This is a genomic window from Carnobacterium sp. 1290_CSPC (genome assembly GCF_001053265.1).
Lineage (GTDB): Bacteria > Bacillota > Bacilli > Lactobacillales > Aerococcaceae > Aerococcus > Aerococcus urinaeequi.
In genome coordinates, this window is record NZ_JVVG01000028.1 from 1 (window position 1) to 20,986 (window position 20,986).

At 40.1% G+C, this 20,986-nt stretch carries 18 protein-coding genes; 17 read left to right on the plus strand and 1 reads right to left on the minus strand.

From position 1 onward, the window contains the following. Positions 1-511: 511 nt before the first annotated feature. From AC973_RS02760 to AC973_RS02835, 16 genes are all read left to right on the plus strand, one after another. Positions 512-1,009, plus strand: coding sequence for an LURP-one-related/scramblase family protein (locus AC973_RS02760; protein WP_048726977.1), 498 nt, complete (start codon positions 512-514; stop codon positions 1,007-1,009). Between the two features lie 177 nt (positions 1,010-1,186). Continuing rightward, positions 1,187-2,548, plus strand: a complete 1,362-nt coding sequence (locus AC973_RS02765) for a Y-family DNA polymerase (protein ID WP_048726980.1) — start codon at positions 1,187-1,189, stop codon at positions 2,546-2,548. Then, positions 2,541-3,011 (plus strand): hypothetical protein, encoded by a 471-nt coding sequence (locus AC973_RS02770; protein ID WP_048726984.1) that lies wholly within the window; start codon positions 2,541-2,543, stop codon positions 3,009-3,011. The genes AC973_RS02765 and AC973_RS02770 overlap by 8 nt, the downstream gene beginning before the upstream one ends. Positions 3,012-3,160: 149 nt before the next feature. Continuing rightward, on the plus strand, positions 3,161-5,782 hold the full coding sequence (gene clpB, locus AC973_RS02775) for an ATP-dependent chaperone ClpB (protein WP_048726987.1): 2,622 nt from the start codon (positions 3,161-3,163) through the stop codon (positions 5,780-5,782). 188 nt (positions 5,783-5,970) lie between these two features. Further along, on the plus strand, positions 5,971-6,582 hold the full coding sequence (locus AC973_RS02780) for an NfeD family protein (protein ID WP_225968918.1): 612 nt from the start codon (positions 5,971-5,973) through the stop codon (positions 6,580-6,582). Then, the gene (gene floA / locus AC973_RS02785; protein ID WP_048726991.1) at positions 6,575-7,582 is read left to right on the plus strand and encodes a flotillin-like protein FloA; all 1,008 of its coding nucleotides are present in this window, start codon (positions 6,575-6,577) and stop codon (positions 7,580-7,582) included. The genes AC973_RS02780 and floA overlap by 8 nt, the downstream gene beginning before the upstream one ends. After that, positions 7,582-8,481: a hypothetical protein gene (locus AC973_RS02790; protein WP_048726993.1), complete on the plus strand. Its 900-nt coding sequence runs from the start codon at positions 7,582-7,584 to the stop codon at positions 8,479-8,481. Before floA ends, AC973_RS02790 begins: the two co-directional genes overlap by 1 nt. A 319-nt stretch (positions 8,482-8,800) precedes the next feature. Then, positions 8,801-9,487, plus strand: a complete 687-nt coding sequence (locus tag AC973_RS02795; RefSeq protein ID WP_225968919.1) for a sugar phosphate isomerase/epimerase family protein — start codon at positions 8,801-8,803, stop codon at positions 9,485-9,487. A 170-nt stretch (positions 9,488-9,657) separates the two neighbouring features. Next, positions 9,658-10,800 carry a tRNA guanosine(34) transglycosylase Tgt gene (gene tgt / locus AC973_RS02800; RefSeq protein ID WP_048726995.1) on the plus strand — a complete coding sequence of 381 codons (1,143 nt, stop codon included), beginning with the start codon at positions 9,658-9,660 and terminating at the stop codon, positions 10,798-10,800. Between the two features lie 171 nt (positions 10,801-10,971). After that, positions 10,972-11,358 (plus strand): preprotein translocase subunit YajC, encoded by a 387-nt coding sequence (yajC, locus tag AC973_RS02805; protein ID WP_048726997.1) that lies wholly within the window; start codon positions 10,972-10,974, stop codon positions 11,356-11,358. A 53-nt stretch (positions 11,359-11,411) separates the two neighbouring features. After that, positions 11,412-11,693 carry a post-transcriptional regulator gene (locus tag AC973_RS02810; RefSeq protein WP_016896876.1) on the plus strand — a complete coding sequence of 94 codons (282 nt, stop codon included), beginning with the start codon at positions 11,412-11,414 and terminating at the stop codon, positions 11,691-11,693. A 223-nt stretch (positions 11,694-11,916) separates the two neighbouring features. Further along, positions 11,917-12,564 (plus strand): metal-dependent transcriptional regulator, encoded by a 648-nt coding sequence (locus tag AC973_RS02815; protein WP_016896877.1) that lies wholly within the window; start codon positions 11,917-11,919, stop codon positions 12,562-12,564. Between the two features lie 39 nt (positions 12,565-12,603). Then, positions 12,604-13,878, plus strand: a complete 1,275-nt coding sequence (gene dinB / locus AC973_RS02820) for a DNA polymerase IV (RefSeq protein ID WP_048726999.1) — start codon at positions 12,604-12,606, stop codon at positions 13,876-13,878. 39 nt (positions 13,879-13,917) lie between these two features. Then, positions 13,918-15,237 carry a DRTGG domain-containing protein gene (locus tag AC973_RS02825; protein WP_065419850.1) on the plus strand — a complete coding sequence of 440 codons (1,320 nt, stop codon included), beginning with the start codon at positions 13,918-13,920 and terminating at the stop codon, positions 15,235-15,237. Positions 15,238-15,306: 69 nt separating this feature from the next. Then, complete coding sequence (locus AC973_RS02830) at positions 15,307-16,269, plus strand: DHH family phosphoesterase (protein WP_048727005.1); 963 nt, start codon at positions 15,307-15,309, stop codon at positions 16,267-16,269. A 257-nt stretch (positions 16,270-16,526) separates the two neighbouring features. Further along, entirely contained in the window at positions 16,527-17,600 is a 1,074-nt protein-coding gene (locus tag AC973_RS02835; RefSeq protein WP_048727007.1) for a BMP family lipoprotein, read from the plus strand. 151 nt (positions 17,601-17,751) lie between these two features. Here the strand turns inward: AC973_RS02835 and zwf are convergent, their stop codons facing one another. After that, complete coding sequence (gene zwf, locus AC973_RS02840; RefSeq protein ID WP_065419851.1) at positions 17,752-19,218, minus strand: glucose-6-phosphate dehydrogenase; 1,467 nt, start codon at positions 19,216-19,218, stop codon at positions 17,752-17,754. A 196-nt stretch (positions 19,219-19,414) separates the two neighbouring features. On the opposite strand from zwf, the gene AC973_RS02845 reads away from it, so the two are divergent. Continuing rightward, positions 19,415-20,767, plus strand: coding sequence for a DEAD/DEAH box helicase (locus AC973_RS02845; protein ID WP_026466265.1), 1,353 nt, complete (start codon positions 19,415-19,417; stop codon positions 20,765-20,767). Positions 20,768-20,986 lie beyond the last annotated feature (219 nt).

Genomic DNA, 20,986 nt, shown 5'->3' on the forward strand with positions numbered 1-20,986 from the left:
AATGGTAGTATATATATATTCATACTTCAAATGAAACGGTTTCAAAAAATATTATAAAAGAGGCCTAGATTGACTTAATTGGGGGACGTCTTTTATAACTGACATCTCCATCTGATATTTTCCCATCGTCTCATAACTTTTGACTTATAACCGAAAATGCCAGCCGTTGTGTAAATTGCAACTGCTGTCATTTTTGGTTTATACATTTTTTATCAATAAATATAAGCCGATAAGAAGTAAGAATAGCGTCAAGAAACCATGGATGATTTTTGTCGATTGAAATTCTTTGGGGTATTTAAATAAAAAGATAGACCCGTTAACGAAACCGGCGACAATAAGTAAGATAGCGAAAATAGTTAAATACATGATGACTCCTTTTTTATAGATATATCTTTTATTATACCTGAGCATTTATGTATTTCGGACTAAAGTATGAGTGATATGATGTGGATTTACCTTAGTATACAGATATAATTAAATATAAGTTAACAGTAGAAAGGTTGATAAAATAATGAAATTATATATGAAAAATCAATTACTCTCACTTAAACGTGATTTTAATTTGACGAATCAAGACGGCAATCCAGTTTACAAAGTTAAAAATAAATGGCTATCAATTGGCCAACAATTTCGCATTATTGACCTAGCTCAGGATAAAGAAGTGGCACAAGTTGAAGAGCAAATTATTGATTTAATGCCAACGGTAGATGTATACGATAAAAATAATGACAAGGTAGCTGAAATCCGCAAGAAGGTTTCCTTATTTAGAGATAACTACAAAGTAACGTCATTGGATTGGGATGTTAAGGGGAATATCCTTGATTTTGATTTCCGTATTACGGATGAAAATGGCGACCGAATTGCCCGTATCGACCGTAAGTTGATTTCAATTCGCGATACTTTTGTGATTGATATTGAAGACCATGTGCCAGCTGATGTGGTGCCGATTATTCTAGGTGTAGTGATGGCGATTGATTTAGTAGTTGAACGAAAAAATGATGAAAAATAGCATATTATTTAAATAGTTGAGTGAAAAAGGCTGCGAATATAGTTCGTGGTCTTTTTAATTTATAGAAAAAATTTTGAAACTACTTGTTTTTTGCGAACATACGTTCTATTATTATTTAGAACACACGTTCGATTTTTGGAATAAAAGATTAAATATCTAAACTAAGGAGGACTGAGGATGTTTGCAAATAATGTAACGTTTGATTATTCAAAGGAACCCAGTCGCGATATTTTGTGTATCGATTGTAAGTCATTTTATGCTTCAGTGGAGGCAGTTGCGCGTAATTTAGATCCACTAACAACAAAATTAGTGGTCATGTCCTATCATGATGAAAAAGGTGGTCAGAGTAGGGGTTCGGGCCTTATTTTGGCTAGCTCGCCCGCCGCTAAGAAAGCCTTTAATATTTCCAACGTGACCCGGGCCCGTGATTTACCTTATCCCTATCCAGAAGATTTGGTAATCGCTCAACCGCGTATGCGGTTTTATATGGAGAAGAATCAAGAGATTAATCGGATCTATAAAAGCTACGTGGACGAAGCCAACCATCACGTATTTTCAATAGATGAGAGTTTCTTAGATGTGACGGATTCATTTCGCCTATTTAAGGTGAATAATGCATATGAAATGGCTCAGAAAATTCAAAAGGATGTCTATGACCAGACCGGCATTTATACCACGATTGGCATTGGCGATAACCCGTTTCTAGCCAAAGTGGCCTTAGATATTGGCGCGAAAAATGAGGGCGATATGATTGCTGAATGGCGGTATGAGGATGTGCCGGATACCTTATGGCAGATTGCTGATTTAACAGAAGTCTGCGGTATTGGCCACCGATTGGCCCGCCGACTAAAAGGGATGGGTATTAATAATGTCTATGACCTCGCCCATTCTTCTTATCACGTATTAAAAGATAAATTAGGGGTCATGGGTGCCCAACTTTATGCCCATTCGTGGGGCGTGGACCGGTCTTTTCTCGGTACCCCTTATACCACCAAAGACAAGTCTATCGGCAACAGTCAAGTGCTACCAAAAGACTACACCGATAAGGCTGAAATTGCTGTCGTCGTCAAGGAAATGGCTGACCAAATTGGGACTCGTTTAAGACGAGCTGGCGCGCAAACCCAAGTTGTTGGTCTTGGTTTAGGCTATTCCATGGGCTACTTTGATGCAAGTGGTAAAAGGGGTATTCATAAGCAAATCAAGGTCACACCGACCAATCAAAGTAAGGTGATTGCTGAAGTGGCCTTATACTTGCTGTCCTTACTTTATGAAAACCAAGTCATCCGGCATATTTCTTTATACAGTGGCAACCTTGTTTACAATCAAGCAGTCCAATTAAATCTATTTGAAAGTGAAAACAATCAAGTAGCCGACTTGAAAACAGATGTGATTGTAGATACCATCCGTAAGAAATACGGTTTTAAGAGTCTGGTCTATGCCTCGTCTCTTAAAGCTGGCGGTCGGGCAATTGAACGCTCTAGTTTAGTCGGCGGACATGCTGGTGGTATGGCGGGTATCGAAGGTGAGGCGCATGGCTAAGCGATTTGAACCTTGGGAACTCCCGAACGCTAGAAGACGGGCCCAATTGTCATGGTTAAAAAAGCAACGACATCCAAGGACCCGTAAACACTTCACGCCTTATAACGAATACGAGGACCGGAGCTTTGGCATGAAGTGGGCTACTGCTTATGCCATGGATGAATTGGTCAAAGGCATTCAATCCAACCATAAGGATGCAGCTAAGGTATCTACCCCACTGCCAGAGATGACGAGGGAAGAGGTTGACCAAGTCTTGCAAGAAGCTTGGTTAAACCACTATCCTGTTTCTATTCAATTGTCTTTGAAAGATTATTTAGGTCGCTACCTTGACCATATCTTTGGCTGGTTTAATGGGGAAAGTAATTATTTCTATTTTTTAATCGGTAGTCGCAAGATTTTGTGGGATGATGTGCGCCATATTGAATTGGTCAAAGAAAGTAAGTGGTCACATATTGACCTTTAGTTTGATGTTTAGAGTCAAGTCTCGGTTATAATATTGATATATCAAGGATTTTGATGGTTAAAAAAGGTCAAAAATTTCACTGATAAATGTTTGACCTATCCTGACCAAAGTGATATACTATAAGCATAAAGTAAAAGGAGTGATGTGAAATGGCAAACATGGAAATGACTACAACCTTACAAGAAGCCGTCGCAAATGCCCAACAAATTGCTATGACTCGTAAACATCAAGAAATTGGGATTCCCCATATGTTTACAGCGTTGGTGCAACCTGGAAACTTTGCTTATGACTTTTATGAAGATTTAAATGTGCCGATGGCAGCATTAACTGAAGAATTAAACCGTGAATTAGATGCAATTCCAGTGGTCCAAGGTACGAACGTACAATATGGTCAAGGAATATCACGTGGCTTGGGAGAATTAATTCAAAAAGCTCAAGTACGCGCGGAAAAACAAGGTGATGAATTTTTATCCACCGAAATGGTATTAGCAGCCATCAATGATGTATCTTATACTGACCTTGCAAAATGGTTCAAGCAACATCAAATTACTGCAAAAGCGGTAGAAGAAAAAATTGATAATTTGAGACAGGGTGATCATGTGACAAGTAAACAAGCAGAAGAAAACTATGAAGCTTTAGAGAAATATGGTGTCGATTTAGTCGAACAAGTTAAAGCAGGTAAAATGGATCCTATCATCGGACGTGATGAAGAAATTCGTGATGTAGTTCGTATCTTGTCTCGTAAATCTAAAAATAATCCGGTCCTAATTGGTGAACCTGGTGTAGGTAAAACCGCTATCGTTGAAGGTTTAGCCCAACGTATTGTGAAAAAAGATGTCCCTGACAACTTAAAAGACAAAACAGTCTTTTCATTAGATATGGGTGCCTTGATTTCAGGTGCTAAATACCGGGGTGAATTTGAAGAACGGTTGAAAGCAGTCTTAAATGAAGTGAAAAAGGCAGACGGACGGATTATCTTATTTATCGATGAAATCCACAACATTGTAGGTGCCGGTAAGACTGAAGGGTCAATGGACGCTGGGAACTTACTTAAACCGATGTTGGCTCGTGGCGAATTGCACTGCATTGGTGCCACAACCTTAGATGAATACCGTCAATACATGGAAAAAGACAAGGCTTTGGAACGTCGTTTCCAACGTGTCTTAGTGAAAGAACCAAGTGTTGAAGATACTATTTCAATCTTACGTGGTTTGAAAGAACGGTATGAATTGCACCATGAAGTAACGATACATGACCAAGCTTTAGTAGCGGCAGCTGAATTATCAGACCGTTACATCACTGACCGGTACTTACCGGATAAGGCGCTTGATTTGGTGGATGAAGCTAGTGCTGAAATCCGCGTGCAAATGAATTCATTACCAACAGAATTAGACCAAGAACGTCGTCGTTTAATTCAACTAGAAATTGAAGAAAAAGCCTTACAAGAAGAAAAAGATGAGGCAAGTAAACGCCGGTTAGCTGACCTTCAAGAAGAGTTAGCCGAGGTCCGTGAAAAAACTAACCAATTAACCATGCAATGGCAAGTTGAAAAAGGCGGTATGTCTGAGATCAACGCTAAACGTCAAGAAATTGACAATGCCAAACATGCCTTGGAGCAAGCGGAAAATGACTACAATCTTGAAGAAGCAGCCAAATTACAACATGCGATTATTCCAACCTTGGAACAAGAATTGGCAGATATGGAAAAAGCCTACCACGAGCACGCAGACAAGAGTGCTGACCGTTTGGTAGAAGAATCTGTAACTGAAGACTCTATCGCAGCAGTGGTTTCAAGAGTGACTGGGATCCCCGTGACTAAATTAGTCGAAGGGGAACGTGAAAAATTACTTCACTTAGATGACACCTTACATGCACGTGTAGTAGGTCAAGATGAAGCAGTTGATAGCGTGACAAATGCGGTATTACGTTCACGTGCCGGTGTTCAAGATCCAAACCGTCCGTTAGGTTCATTCTTATTCTTAGGACCGACTGGTGTTGGTAAAACTGAGTTGGCTAAAGCCCTAGCTGAAGCCATGTTTGATTCAGAAAATAACATGGTCCGTCTTGATATGAGTGAATACATGGATAAAATCAATGTGACTCGTTTAATAGGGGCAGCGCCTGGTTATGTTGGTTACGAAGAAGGTGGCCAATTAACTGAAGCTGTACGTCGTAATCCATATACAGTGGTCTTACTAGATGAGGTTGAAAAAGCCCATCCAGATGTATTCAATATCCTATTACAAATCTTAGATGACGGTCGTCTAACTGACTCACAAGGTCGGATTGTAGACTTTAAAAATACCATCATCATTATGACAAGTAACTTAGGATCAGATGCCTTGTTAGACGGTACTGATGAAAACGGGGAAATCGATGATGAAGCAAGAGAAGCTGTTCAAAGTGCTTTGAAAATGCACTTTAGACCTGAATTCTTAAACCGTATCGATGACACTATTTTATTCAGACCATTATCACACAATGATATGGACGGTATCGTACGCAAGATGTTAGCACAATTAAGCGACCGCTTAGCTAGCCAAGAAATTGTGGTAACATTCAGTGATGAATTGGTGAGCTGGATTGGTGACACTGCTTATGATCCACAATTTGGTGCACGACCATTGCGTCGTTTCATCACCAACCAAGTGGAAACACCAGTAGCACGTGCGATTATTGCAGGTACTATTAGTAAACAGCAAGCAGTGAACATCTCAATTGATGAAGACCATGAAATCAAGTTTGATGTGACACCCTTAGTCCAAAATTAAATCTATATAAAAAATAAGTAATTGATTAATTCTCCGCAAATGGGTAGTATGCCTCGTTTGTGGAGAATTTTTTTATTGCATAAGCTTGTTTTCAAAGAAGAGAAACCGTTGAAGCTAGGCTATCATTATGAAAGCGGTCTTTCAATATGGTAAAATATACAGTATAGAAGATGGATGGAGGTGGAGAAATGGAGACAGTATTATTTTCCATTGGTATCCTAGCCATTATCGCTGGAATGATGACGCGTCATTATATGCTTGGAGGCATTGTGGGTGCGGGATCTTTCTTATTGTATTTTGGTTTGTATGACAATGGGTCTTGGTTATCACTGATGCTTTTTGCTTTAGGGACAGTCTTGATTATTTCCGAAGTATTTTTACCTACTTACGGGATATTGGGTGTCGTAGGTTTGTTAATCGGTGCTTGGGGATTGATGGGACAGACTGCTGATATCGGCGACGCGGTGGTAGATTTAACGATTGGTGTAGTTGTGGGGATAGTTGCCTTTTATATTCTAGTGAAGTTGGGTTACAGTATCCCTTTTAATGATCAAATCGTACTGAATACATCATTGAACCGGGAACGTGGTTATCAATCGCAGAGTGTGTCTGTTGCGGATTATGTTTCGCAAGAGGCTATGACGCTTACGCCACTGAGACCGACTGGGAAGGCAACTTTCTCGGACGGGAATATCTTGGAAGTGATGAGTGACAATGAAGTGATTGGTAGTGATGAGCAGGTGGTTGTTGTGAGGATTCGGAACAATCAATTATTAGTTAGGAGAGTGAACCGTGAGTAGTTCGTATGGAAATGACACAAGTATTTGGGGAATTTTGGTTTTAGCCATTCTTATTCTAGTCGTTTTAATTTTATTCTTTACCTTTGTGCCGGTTGGCCTTTGGGTAACAGCTTATTTCTCTGGTGTTAAGGTGGGGATTGGCGATTTAGTCGGTATGCGTCTACGTCGGGTAAATCCAAATAACATTATTAAACCTTTGATTAAGGCGACGAAAGCTGGGTTAACTATTGATTTAAATGATTTAGAGGCCCACTATTTAGCGGGTGGGGATATCAATATGGTCGTGGATGCCTTAATCGCAGCGCAACGCGCCAATATTGACCTAGAGTTTGAACAAGCTGCAGCCATTGACTTAGCGGGTCGTGACGTATTTGAGGCTGTTCAAGTGTCTGTTAATCCTAAAGTGATTGAAACACCCATTATTTCTGCAGTTGCGATGAATGGGATAGAAGTACGTGCTAAAGCGAAAGTAACTGTACGCGCTAATATTGAACGTTTAGTTGGGGGTGCTGGTGAATCTACTATCATCGCCCGTGTAGGTGAAGGTATTGTCACAACTGTTGGTTCAGCAGTGACACACTCAGATGTTTTGGAAAACCCAGATGCGATTTCACAAACTATTTTGCGAAAAGGTTTAGACTCTGGGACAGCTTTTGAAATCCTATCGATTGATATTGCGGATGTAGATGTAGGTCGTAATATTGGGGCTAAACTACAAGCAGAGCAAGCCGAAGCGGATAAACGAATTGCCCAAGCCAAGGCTGAAGAGCGTCGTGCGATGGCCGTTGCCCAAGAACAAGAAAACATTGCGAAAACGCAAGAAATGCGCGCGAAAGTTGTGGAAGCACAGTCTCAAGTACCAGAAGCCTTAGCTGAGGCCTTTAGAAACGGTAAAATTGGGGTAATGGACTACTACAATATGCAAAATATTCAAGCGGATACGAAGATGCGCGAAAGTCTTTCTGAAGGAGATTCTGAATACAATTCAGGTGATCAATAATGGAACTGATTGGAATTCTGATCTTCGTCTTTGGGCTAGCGCACAGCTTTTACAAGGATCATCAGAAGAAGCTGGAAGCAGAAGAGAAGGCGAAAGCGAAGCGATTTGATGCTTCTAATCAACCTTCGCGGATGAGTGAAAACGGTGTGAATCGACAAAGAAACACGCGCCAAACCCAAGCTCGACAGACTCGACAAACTTTAAATCGTCAAAGTACCAGTCGCGGTAGACACCAAGAAGATACGAAGCCAAAAACCTTGGCGGATTATCTAGCTAAAGCTCAAGAGTATTTAGATGAAGTGGATGCGGATGTGCAAAAGTCTTTTGAAGAAGTGAAGGCTGAAAAGATTCAAGTTACAAAGCAACAAGATCAAAGAAGAAATGCAAATCAACAAAATCGTGGTCAGCAGTATGCTAAACAAAACCAGGCTATGCGGGCACAGAAGCGTCAAAACCAACATGCAACCTTAAACCAAGCTGAGAGCGGTCAAAGTACCGCGCTTGATGGTGAAGGAACGGGTTGGGATGAGTCAGATGTATATGCTGATGGTCGTGGCTATTCTGCAGAAGGTAGTCGCTCTAATGAAGGTTCTGTACCTGAAAATGCAATGTCGAATGGTGATTATTTTGACCAAGAAATGGCTGCCAATGTCCTTGAATTAGGGAAAGAATTGCAGCAAATGGATGAAATGTATGACCGTGAAGCGGACCGTTTTGATAGAGAAGTAGGCCAATTGTTTAAGGAAATGGAAGACCCAGGTAAAGATTTACGTGTGACGACTGAAAGCAAGAAAAAATCGCGAAATCAACGCGAAATATTAGCTTTATCTAATCAAGATAACCTAAAACGTGGTATATTATTAAAAGAAATACTGGACAAACCAGTAGCTAAAAGATAGGTGTGACAATAGTCGCTTAGAATTAACCGCTTCTAACGCATTTAGGTGAGTAAATGCTAAAGCGCTAACTCGCCCATAAACTAAAACAAAGGCCGAATAAATACTGCAAGTGTTTAGCGTATTTTGTGAAGTGTCGGACAATTCTGACTATGGGAACCTGATATCACGACTTTCTTAGCATGCAAAAGGGGCTGTGAGACAGCCCCTTTTAGCTTATCCGAATTTTTAAATAAGAAAGGATGTATCAAGAATGAACTGGGTTTTAAATGCAATTGCTTATGGTGACTTGATGGCGTAAGAAAATTTTGGTCAATTAGATATGATTGATTCTGTTAAAGGGTTAGGTTTTGACTATATTGAATTGAGAAGTGAGTACTTTGACGGTTCAGAACAAGAATTGGCGGACTTAAAAGCTGCAAACAAAGAAGCGGGCTTAACTGTTTTCCTTTCTGTGCCAACACCTTTATTTGAAGATGGGCTATTAAATCCTGAATTTGAAGACTACTTTGAATTAGCCCAAGCGGTTGGTGCTGTACAATTGAAGGTCAATTTAGGTGCCTATAACCCAGAAACAGTGGTTGCAGATATGACGTTGGTCAATAAACTAATTGACCGGTTCAGCATTTCCCTAACCTTGGAAAATGACAACACGCAAGCAACAGGCGCTAGCGACTATTTTAAAGCCTTTTTACAAGACAATGGTAACGGTAAAGTGGGCATGTGCTTCGATGTGGGTAATTTCTTATACTTCGATGAAGATCCAGTAGCAGCGGTGAAAAATGTTTTACCATTGGTACATTACGTCCACCTAAAACAAGTGGAACAAGCGACCAATACTAGTTTAGCAGGCTCATCGGTAGGGGACGTGGACATTGTTGCCGTCTTGAAAGAGATAGACCCAGCCATCCCTGTTGCGATTGAGTGCCAATATAAAGCTTCTGATATTGCGGAAGTTGAAGGACAAATCAAAAACGATATCGAAAATATTCTATCTGGCTTAAATTAGAAAACAGCTAGAAAGACCTATGGAATGGCCTATATCCCTTGCTTGCAGGCCGGATGCATGGTAACATTGTTTGGTTGTCAATATGTTGGACTAGGTAGAAATCTAGTCGTACACACATCAATTATTTTGATTCAAAAAGTAGCATGTGTGGTAGAAAGAAAGGAATTCTAATGACGAGTAGTGCATTAAAATATACATTACATAAAAAAGAAAAGCATACGGGTGCGCGTTTAGGCCAAGTGGAAACCCCTCATGGTATGATTGAAACACCGGTATTTATGCCTGTTGGTACGCAAGCATCTGTAAAGGCTGTGTCTCCTGAAGAGTTAACGGATATGAATGCCCAAATCATTCTGTCTAACACCTATCATTTATGGTTACGTCCAGGTGATGATCTAGTCAAAGAAGCAGGTGGCTTACATCAATTCATGAACTGGGACAAACCAATTCTAACCGATTCAGGTGGGTTCCAAGTATTCTCGCTGGCTGATTCTAGAAAAATTGAGGAAGAAGGGGTCACCTTCAAGTCTCATTTAGACGGTAAGAAATTATTCTTATCACCAGAAAAAGCCATCCATATCGAAAACAACTTGGGTGCAGACATCATTATGTCATTTGACGAATGTCCAGACTTCAACCACGACCACAACTACGTTGAAAAATCGATTCACCGTACAACACGTTGGGCTGAACGTGGTTTAAACGCCCACCAACGACCAAATGATCAAGCCTTATTTGGGATTTTACAAGGTGCTGGCTATAAAGACTTACGTCTACAACACGCCAAAGATATGATCGGTTTGGACTTTCCAGGTTACTCTATCGGTGGTTTATCAGTAGGTGAATCGAAAGAAGATATGTACAAGGTTTTAGATTACCTAACACCTGTCATGCCTGAAGACAAACCGCGTTACCTAATGGGTGTCGGCAGTCCGGATGCCTTGATTGAAGGGGTTATCCGCGGTATCGATATGTTTGATTGTGTATTGCCAACACGTATTGCACGTAACGGGACTACCATGACCAGTCAAGGCCGTGTAGTCATCAAAAATGCGCAATATGCACGCGACTTTACGCCACTAGATCCAAATTGTGACTGCTACACTTGCCGTAACTATACACGTGCTTACATCCGTCACCTATTGAAAGCCAATGAAACATTTGCACTACGATTAACGTCAATCCACAACTTGCATTTCTTAATCAATTTGATGGAGCAAATTAAAGATGCCATTCGCGAAGACCGTCTATTGGACTTTAGAGATGAATTCTTCTTGCAATATTACGGTAAGGTTCAAAAAACCGCCTTTTAGGTCAAGACCTTTTCTTTTTGAAAAAGGGCTAGGCGAGGTCTTGCTAAATCTTTCTGCTTACAAGGGTTAACCTATGTAATTTATGGGCACTTTATGGTACGATTATGCTAATGATAAAAAAATGAACGGTTCATATGTGAACAAATAATCACACAGGAGGTTATTCTTTTAATGGGAGGAATAGGAACAATATTATATATCGTTGTTTTAGTGGCTTTAATGTACTTCATGTTAATTAGACCACAACAAAAACGTCAAAAAGAAACACAAGAAATGATGGCTGCAATGGCAGTTGGTGATTCAGCAGTAACAATCGGTGGGTTACACGGTGTCATTGCTGAAATCGATGAAACTAAAAACACTATCACTTTAGATTGTGAAGGTGTCTACTTAGTATTTGACCGTCGTGCAATTGCGCGTACGCAAAAAGCTGACCCAATGAATACTGAAATGGCTAACGACATCATGAGCGATGCTGCTGAAGAAGAAGCACGCGAAAATGATGTAGTCATTGAAGATGTAGAAGCAGGCGACCAACAAGAGGACGATCAAATCTAGTCACAGCAACCGCTTGATTCAGAATGATTGAACCTTTCGTTACGGAGGCCATTATGAAAGTTTCGAACTTTGAATTCCTGTGTCTTCGTCCATGGTTTCTTTCAAAATCTCAAAGTATTAAAAAACAAGGATATAATGGGATAGAATGGCAAGACATTGAAGAATATTTTAAAGATTTTGCGTGGAAACGTCAGGCACCAAAGAAATTTAGTGCCCGTATTCAGGAAATTAAGAAGTTACACGCGAATGACTATTTAGATTATGCAAAATTACAGGCGACAGTATATGACGTTCATCCGTTAGATGAAATGAATATCGACGACTTGTTAAAATAGCATGATTTCAGAAATGAAAAATTGAGAAGGGTATGACAATGTGTCATGCTCTTTTTGATTGTGCTAGATTTATGTATTGCTTATTTTCTTAAGAGTCATCGTTAAGTAAATAACATTTTTTTTAGGTATATCTATAAAAACAAAGTAGGTAATTTCCAAAAACACCTAAAAATAAGGTATAATAGTACTAATTGGCGTAAGCATTAAAGAAAGGTGATTAACCATGTCTAAAAGTAGAGAAGATTATATGAAAGTCATTTTTGAATTCGGTGGCAAAATGGACCGTGTAGGCAACAAAGCAATTAGCGAAGCCTTAAATATTTCCGCAGCCTCTGTAACTGAAATGATTTCAAAATTACAAGAAGAGGGTTGGGTCACTTACATTCCTTACCAAGGTGTCCAATTAACTGAGGAAGGAACTAAAATGGGTGCTTCTTTAGTACGACGTCACCGTTTATGGGAAATGTTCTTATATGAAAAATTAGGTTACAACTGGGACCAAGTTCATGAGGAAGCTGAACAGTTAGAACATACGGGGACAGAGTTCTTCATTGACCAATTAGATGAATTCTTAGGTAAACCTGTATACTGTCCGCACGGTGGGGCTATTCCAGATAAAGATGGGGTGATGGCTAAAGAGGCTACGATGCCTTTAGCTGATTTAGCGGTTGGTGATAAGTTTAAAATCCAACGTGTAACAGACGATAAAGATTTATTAAATTACCTAGATAAGTTAGATATTAAACTAGATAAAAAATATGCGATTGATGAAATTGAAGCTTTTGACAAATCATTTACGATTTCGCGTAAAGGGGAATCAATTGTATTGAATCCTAAGGCGACTGTGAATATTTTTGTCGACCAAGATTAATCATCACAAGTAACCCAGTGTTTAAAGGGGGTAAGTGTCATGCGCACGATTGGGATATTATCATTTGATGATCCAAAAATTGACGGATCTAGGAAAATATTACATGTCGATATGGATGCTTTCTTCGCCTCTGTTGAACAAAGGGATAATCCTGCTTATCGGGGGAAACCGGTGATCATCGCCCGCCATCCAAAAGAGAATTCGGGTAAGGGTGTTGTATCAACGGCTTCTTATGAAGCGCGTAAATATGGTGTCCATTCAGCCATGTCTGCAGCTGAAGCTTACCGCTTATGTCCGCAAGGGATTTTTGTGTCGGGTAACTATGCCTTATACCGCGAAGTTTCAGAACAAGTACGAGAAATTTTCAAGCGGTATACGGATATTATAGAACCCCTTTCTATAGATGAGGCCTTTTTAGATGTGACGGATAATAAGAAGGGGATTCCTTATGCCATGGATGTGGCCAAGGAAATTCAAGAAACCATTTATAAGGAATTGAATTTAACTTGTTCGATTGGGGTTTCTTATAATAAATTCATTGCCAAGTTGGCATCTGACTACCAAAAACCATTTGGTATGACGGTGATTACCCCTAAACGAGCAATTCCCTTTTTGGAGCAATTACCGATTGAAGATTTTTATGGAGTTGGGACAAGGTCAGCTGAAAAAATGCATGAATTAGATATTTATACGGGTGCAGACTTGAAGAAATTATCCCAAGATGAATGCATTCGATATTTCGGCAAAGCGGGGCTAGCCTTGTATGAACGGGTCCGCGGAGTTGACGACCGGCCGGTGAAAGTCACCCGCATCCGTAAATCGATTGGGAAGGAGCGGACCTTTTATCCTTTCCTTTACCATGATAATGAGGTGGAAGAAACCTTGCGTAAGCTAGCCAATTCAGTGTCTGATGCTCTGGGTAAAAAGGACATGCACGGAAAAGTGGTGACCTTGAAGTTTCGGAATGCGGATTTTGAGACGGTTACACGGCAGACGTCGCTTGTTGACGCGATTTCAAATGGTCAAGATATTTATTTCTACGCCTTGGACTTATGGCAAACTTACGGGGATGTCAGTCAGGGGATTCGGTTGCTGGGGATTACGGTGAGTGATTTGTCTCAGTTGGCCTTTGAAAATATCCGCTTGAATTTATATGATCATCAAGATAAAGAAGCGGGAACCCTGGCCTACAAATCCAACACATTATTATCAGAGAATGAAGAAATAAATGAAAATAAAAATAGAAAAGAAGATTCAGCAATTCAACCTGCCCCAGACCAAGCGTCATCTGAACAAAAGGATGGTGACGCGTAAAACCGAATGGGTCAGATTTTAAACGGAGGAGCAAAGCCAATGGCAACTAAACACGAACAAATCATACAATATATTCAAAACCTCCCCATTGATTCCAAAATTTCGGTTAGGTCTATCGCACGTAATTTGAAGGTTTCAGAGGGGACTGCCTATCGGGCGATTAAATCGGCTGAGAATTTGCATTTAGTGGCGACCAAAGAGCGAGTGGGTACCGTCCGAATTGAAGAGAACGAAAACCGCCGCATGCACCATTTAACGATTGAAGAAATTATCAAGGTGACGGATTGCCAGGTTTTAGGCGGGGCTTCAGGTCTGAGTCGCCAGGTACGTAAATTTATTATCGGCGCCATGGAAGCGGACGGGATGCGTCGTTATATCGAACCAGATTCCTTGATTATCGTTGGTAACCGTGATGAAATTCAACGGATTGCCTTGGAAAATGACGTCGCAGTTCTAATCTCGGGTGGTTTTAAGCCGTCAGATGCCATTGTGGATTTAGCTAACAAGCGGGAAGTACCACTTTTAAGTGTCAACTTCGATACCTATGCGACGGCTACTTTAATCAATAAAGCGATGATTGAGCGGTCTATGCAGAAGGATATTTTACTTGTTGAAGATATCTACATTCCACTTGAACAAACGCAATTTTTATACACGGATGATACGATTACGGCTTACCGACAATTGTCAGAAAACTCGGGGCATACCCGTTTTCCAATTTGTGAAAGAGATGGTAAGTTGGCGGGAATTTTAACGGCTAAGGATATACTAGATTTTGCACCAGATACCCATTTAGCTAAAGCCATGACGCCAACGCCAATTTCGGCTAAGAAGCCAATGAGTGTGGCATCAATTACCCACATGATGATTTGGGATGGTTTGGAAATTCTACCGGTTGTGGATGAAGAGGATTATTTACAAGGGATTCTATCTAGACAAGATGTCTTGCGGACCTTGCAGTATACGCAACAGACAGAACAGAGTGAAAACCGTATTGAGATGCTACTGGCAGATAAGTTGAAATTCGTTGATCAAAATGAGGATATGACAAAAGCGCGTTACCGATTCCTGAGCGATGTTTCATTAACGAATGATTTTGGCGCCTTATCTAATGCCTTACAACATAGTATTATCCAACTATCGGTAAAACAATTTGTCAAAAAGCTACAAGGTAAATCAATCGTTGTAGATAAGGTAAGTGCATATTATTTAAAATTAGTACCTTTACAATCTACCATCGATGTTGTGCTAGAATTCCTAGATGTCTCTAGACGTTCAATGGAAATTGATATTACAGTTTATCACGGTAAACAAGTGATGACCAAAGCCATGGCTAGTGTGAAAACTCTGACAAATTAATGACGAATCTACCAAACAAGGGTATAATTTAAATAGAGAAAAATTTTTAAGACTTAGAAAGAGGTCAATATGTTAGAGAAAATATTAGCGGCAATTGAGGCACATGATATCATCATTATCCATCGTCACGTCCGCCCAGATCCAGATGCCCTAGGATCACAGATGGGGTTAAAGGCAGTTTTAGAAGAAACTTACCCGCATAAAGATATCTATGCAGCTGGTCAAGACGATGACTCATTAGCGGAATTCGGGGATATGGACGATATTTCGGATGATACTTACAAGAATGCACTTGTTATCGTGAACGATTCAGCTAATCGACCACGGATTGATGATCAACGGTATAAAAAAGGGGCCACACTTATTAAAGTTGACCATCATCCAAATGAAGATCCATACGGGGACTATATGATTGTTGAACCAAGTATCTCATCGACCTCAGAATTATGGACATCTATCATCTTACGTGATGACAATAACTTACAAATGAATGATGAAGCAGCTAAATGCTTCTTCTTAGGAATTGTAGGGGATACTGGTCGTTTCTTATATGACAATACGACCCGCGATACCATGCAAATTGCCGGTGAATTGTTGAACTACGACTTCCCAGCTTCTGAATTGATGCAAGAATCGAATACGCAAACTATTTCTCAAGCACGCTTGCAAGCTTATGTTCTACAAAACATGAAATTGTCAGCACAAGGGACTGTGAATTCAGTTTATATTTCACAAGACTTACTACAGTCACTCGATTTAACCGCCAATGAAACCTACCAAATCGTTCAAATTCCAGGAACTATTGAAGGGGTCATTACTTGGGTAACCTTTATTGAACAACCAGATGGTAAAGTACGTTGCCGAATCCGTTCTAAAGGCCCAGTAATCAACCATATTGCTGCCCAACATGATGGTGGCGGTCACGAGAAAGCCTCAGGCGCTAACGTTTATTCTTCAGAAGAGAAAGACGAATTATTAGCTCAACTAGGTGAAGTGGCTATGAAATATCGTCGCGACCATTTTTATGACTAACAAAAAAAGAATATAGCTTTCAAGACCGCATCTGAATTTAAAATTCAGATGCGGTCTTTTTCGTACGGCTTTTCAAAGTAAATTGGCTATTTTAGAGAGGATACGGATTAGAAACGTGGTTTAAAACGAACATTAACTAATAAAAACAATAAATTTATATGGATTTAGAAATGTGGCTGTGCTAAAGTAATAGGGTAAAGAATATAATAGCGCGGATAACCGAACATTTAGGTTTTCGTTGGGAGGAAAATCAAGTCATGTCTTCATTATTAAAGTCAATCCTTATTTCAAGTGCTACCTTACTACTGGTGGCCTGCCAAGGGCAAAATGCCGGTACGGATGCCAATGCCGACACAGCGTCATCATCCAGTTCACAAGCCAGTGAATCAACGACTACAGATGCTTTATCAATCGGTATGGTAACAAATGAAGGGGGCATTGATGACCGGTCGTTCAACCAATCTGCCTGGGAAGGGTTGCAAGCATGGCAAGCGGAAACTGGAGCCAAGGTCCAATACTATGAGTCACCTGATCAATCTGAATTGATCCCTAATTTAAATGTTGCAGTTGCAGACCAATACGACATTATCGTTGGTCTTGGTTATACAACTGCAGAAGCCTTAAATGAGGTGGCACTGCAAAATCCCGACCAAAATTATGCTTTGATTGATGGGGAAGTTGACCTAGATAATGCGGTATCCATCGCCTTTAAAGACCAAGAATCTACCTTCTTAGCGGGCGTTGCGGCTGCTTTAAATACGGAAACAAATCAGGTTGGATTTATTGGTGGGACTAGAATTCCAGTGATTGACCGTTTTGAAACAGGGTTTAAAGCGGGTGTTGCCTATATTGACGAAAATATTGAAGTGAAAAGTCAATATACGGAATCATTTAGTGATGCCTCTAAAGGACAACAAATTGCTAACGCTATGTATACCAATGGTGTTGACGTAATTTATACAGCTGCTGGTGGGTCTGGTAATGGTGTTTTCACCGAGACCCGTAACCGTCTAGAAGCAGATCCAGAAACGCAATTATGGGTGATTGGCGTTGACCGAGATCAAACTGACGAGGGCGAGTGGACTGGCGGTAACTTCACCTTAGCGTCGACCCTTAAAGATACCGGGGCAGCCATTATTGCCTTAGCCGAGCAAACTAGAGACAGTAGCTTTCCTGCAGGTGAAAGCTTAGCTTATGGCCTGGAAAATGGCGGCGTTTCGCTAACTCAAGGACAATTGTTAGATGAAGAATGGGCACAAATTGAAGAAGCCAAAGCTGCGATTATCGCTGATGACATTCAAGTTCCAGAGTTCACTTACTCTGAAAGTTAGTTTGCTTATAAGGCAATTGAAAACAGGTGCGTTAAAACAGTGAACAGGAAAAACCAGGAACCGCGATTTTAATCTTAGTTCCTGGTTTTGTTTATAAGGATTAGATTGTGTAAAATATGCCGTTTCTTATATAAGGCAATTTTCAATAAAACTATTTTACCCAAACATGGCCGTTTTGACGTAATAATTCATCCGCTTCTTTAGGACCACGTGTTTTACCAATATAAGTAGGTAGGGTTTTAGTGCCTGCATTTTTCCAGTTGGCAATGATTGAATCAACGATACGCCATTGTTCAGCCAATTCATCCCATGTAGAGAAATTGGTTTGGTCACCGATTAAGGCATCATAAATCAATTTTTCATAAGCATCTGGTACATAGGCAGCATTTAATTCGTCTACATTAGAATTAATAGACACCATTGTTGGCAATAATTCTTCACCAGGTAATTTTTGATTTAGGTTAAAAGCTAAACCGGTTTCTGGTTGGATGTTGAAGGTGATGCGACTTTGACTAGGATTACACCCCTTATCGATGTCTGTTTTATCAACGGCATCTTTTAAGACGATTTCAACGGTTGTCCGTTTATCATCCAAGGCTTTACCTGTTTTGAAGTAGAAGGGTACTTGGCCCCAACGGTCATTATTGACTTGGAAGTAGCCCGCTAAATAAGTTTCAGTCACAGAATCAGGCGCGACCTCATTTTCCTCTAAGTAGTTGATGAATTCACCATCTTCACTTGCAAGGTATTGGGCACGAACGGTTTGTTTAGCTGTTTGGTCTGCTGTCAATGAATCGATTTGTTTCAAGAAAGCTAACTTATTGGCATGTACATCGTCTTGGTCAGGTGAAGCGGGTAGGTCCATACCAAGTAATGTCGCCACTTGTAGGATATGGTTTTGTAGCATGTCACGAATAGCACCAGATTTGTCGTAGTAACCACCACGGCTACCAACTGGCATGTCTTCCGCTAGGGTGATTTGAATGTTTGAAACGAATTCCTGGTTTAATAAAGCTTCGACTGCAGGGTTAAAGAAACGTGTCGCTAAGATATTTTGCACCATTTCTTTACCAAGGTAGTGGTCAATACGGTAGATATCTTTTTCATCGAAAGAAATCGCTAAGGCATCATTTAATTCTTTGGCTGATGATAGATCAGTTCCGAATGGTTTTTCTAAGATTACTCGGTGTGTACCGCCATCTGTCACAATTTCAGCATCCTTCAATCCTTGGGTAATTTCAGGGAATAGGGCTGGTGAAGTCGATAGGTAGTATAAATTTTTCTCACCGGTATTAAATTCATTTCTTAATCTTGCCATTTCATTGTTCAAATGCTCATAATCATCCGCTTGAGTGGCGTCATGAGATGTGTAGAAGAAATGTTTGATAAAGTTATTGATTGTTTCTTCGTCTGCTTCTTGGTCAGAAATTGAATCTAAGACGATATCATGGAAATAATCGTTAGTCCATTCACGTCTAGAGTTTCCTAGCAAAGCAAAGTTTTCAGATAATAATTGACGCTGATATAAGCGGAATAAAGATGGGTATAGTTTACGGCGCGCTAAATCTCCTGCTGCACCAAACATAACGATAAGCCCACCAACTTGTTTGTTAGTCATTATGCTACATCCTTTCATAGTTCATCATCAATTATATACGAACTTTCATCACTTACACAAGAATTAGTCCTGACTATTCTTAGTATTTTTTAATATTCTATTATTTTAGATTTAAGAAATATAATGGTACAATAGTACGGATGAGCAAAAAGAACCATACTTGCCTAAGCTGGCAAGCAGAGAAAGGTGGGAGACCATGTCTTTTACACAATTTAATTTAAAACCATTTATCAACGACGCACTCGCAGATTTAAATTTCTATGAGCCGTCTCCAATTCAAGCAACAGTTATTCCAGTGATTCAATCAGGCCGCGATGTCATTGCCCAAAGCCAAACAGGATCAGGGAAAACTCACGCCTTCTTATTACCACTATTAAATAAGATTACAGCTGAAAAACACACGCAGTTGGTTATTACAGCACCTAGTCGTGAACTTGCGGAGCAGTTATATCAAGCTGGCCGTCAAATCTTGTCATTTTCAGATGAAGATTTACATATCGAGCGCGCCTTTGGTGGGACAGATACTGTTAAACAAGCCAACCGTTTAGAAAATGCCGTACCACAAGTCGTTGTTGCGACACCGGGACGTCTATTAGACTTGATTAACAACCAATTGATTTCTGTACACCAAGTAACAGATTTCGTTGTTGATGAAGCAGACATGACCCTTGATTTAGGTTTCTTAAATGAAGTCGACCAAATTGCAGGCCGTATGCCAAAATCATTGAACATGTACGTTTTCTCAGCAACTATTCCGGACAAATTAAAACCATTCTTGAGAAAATACCTAAGCAATCCTGAATGGATAACAATTGAAGCCCGTCACAAAATTTCAGATACCATTGATAACTACTTGGTACCCGTTAAAGGGCGCGACCGTAAGGCATTGTTATTCGATACCTTAACAATTGGTCAACCTTATTTAGCTTTAATCTTCGCTAACACCAAGGAAACTGTACAAGAATTGTACAAATACTTGAAATCTCAAGGCTTAAATGTCGGCCAAATTCATGGTGATTTACCAGCTCGCGAACGCCGCCGTGTAATGAAACAAGTACAAAACTTGGACTTCCAATACGTGGTAGCAACTGACTTAGCTGCTCGTGGGATCGATATTGATGGCGTGTCTCATGTCATCAACTACGAAGTACCAAATGAATTAGAATTCTTCATCCACCGTGTAGGCCGTACTGGTCGTCAAGGTAAACCAGGTACTGCCATTACCTTCTATATTCCGGATGAATTTAAAGATATTGAATGGTTGGAAAACAAAGGAATCATCTTTGAAAATAAAGATATCAAAGACCATCAATTAATCGATGGTAAAGACCATGATGCCCGTGCTGCCCGTCAAAAAGCACCTGAAGTTGACCATACTGTAGCTGGGATGATCGAACGAAACAAACGTCGTAAAGTCAAACCTGGTTACAAGAAAAAATTAAGCCGTCAAATTTCTAAACATAATAAAGACAACCGCATGGCTGATCAACGTAAAAAACGTCGTGACCAACGTCGTAAAAACAAAGAAGACAACCAAGTGGATTTCTAAATTCACTAGCATCTACAAAATAAAAATCCGAGGAAAAATTGATTTAATCAATCTTTCCTCGGATTTTTTGGTTTAATGATAAATTATTTTTCGACGCTCACACATTAGTCGGGTTCACACCCTTGTAATCGGATTTGCGTCGCACCTTAGTCGGGTTCACTCGACCAGCTCAAGTCCACTTCAGAATAGTTTGCATCACACTTTGTGTGATACGGCACT

Coding starts and splice junctions, on each gene's coding strand:
- AC973_RS02795 (WP_225968919.1), top strand. CDS start 8,801: ATGATTGATTCTGTTAAAGGGTTAGGTTTTGACTATATTGAATTGAGA.
- AC973_RS02765 (WP_048726980.1), top strand. CDS start 1,187: ATGTTTGCAAATAATGTAACGTTTGATTATTCAAAGGAACCCAGTCGC.
- AC973_RS02845 (WP_026466265.1), top strand. CDS start 19,415: ATGTCTTTTACACAATTTAATTTAAAACCATTTATCAACGACGCACTC.
- AC973_RS02830 (WP_048727005.1), top strand. CDS start 15,307: ATGTTAGAGAAAATATTAGCGGCAATTGAGGCACATGATATCATCATT.
- AC973_RS02790 (WP_048726993.1), top strand. CDS start 7,582: ATGGAACTGATTGGAATTCTGATCTTCGTCTTTGGGCTAGCGCACAGC.
- tgt (WP_048726995.1), top strand. CDS start 9,658: ATGACGAGTAGTGCATTAAAATATACATTACATAAAAAAGAAAAGCAT.
- AC973_RS02760 (WP_048726977.1), top strand. CDS start 512: ATGAAATTATATATGAAAAATCAATTACTCTCACTTAAACGTGATTTT.
- AC973_RS02810 (WP_016896876.1), top strand. CDS start 11,412: ATGAAAGTTTCGAACTTTGAATTCCTGTGTCTTCGTCCATGGTTTCTT.
- dinB (WP_048726999.1), top strand. CDS start 12,604: ATGCGCACGATTGGGATATTATCATTTGATGATCCAAAAATTGACGGA.
- zwf (WP_065419851.1), bottom strand. CDS start 19,218: ATGACTAACAAACAAGTTGGTGGGCTTATCGTTATGTTTGGTGCAGCA.
- AC973_RS02835 (WP_048727007.1), top strand. CDS start 16,527: ATGTCTTCATTATTAAAGTCAATCCTTATTTCAAGTGCTACCTTACTA.
- AC973_RS02780 (WP_225968918.1), top strand. CDS start 5,971: ATGGAGACAGTATTATTTTCCATTGGTATCCTAGCCATTATCGCTGGA.
- AC973_RS02815 (WP_016896877.1), top strand. CDS start 11,917: ATGTCTAAAAGTAGAGAAGATTATATGAAAGTCATTTTTGAATTCGGT.
- AC973_RS02825 (WP_065419850.1), top strand. CDS start 13,918: ATGGCAACTAAACACGAACAAATCATACAATATATTCAAAACCTCCCC.
- AC973_RS02770 (WP_048726984.1), top strand. CDS start 2,541: ATGGCTAAGCGATTTGAACCTTGGGAACTCCCGAACGCTAGAAGACGG.
- clpB (WP_048726987.1), top strand. CDS start 3,161: ATGGCAAACATGGAAATGACTACAACCTTACAAGAAGCCGTCGCAAAT.
- yajC (WP_048726997.1), top strand. CDS start 10,972: ATGGGAGGAATAGGAACAATATTATATATCGTTGTTTTAGTGGCTTTA.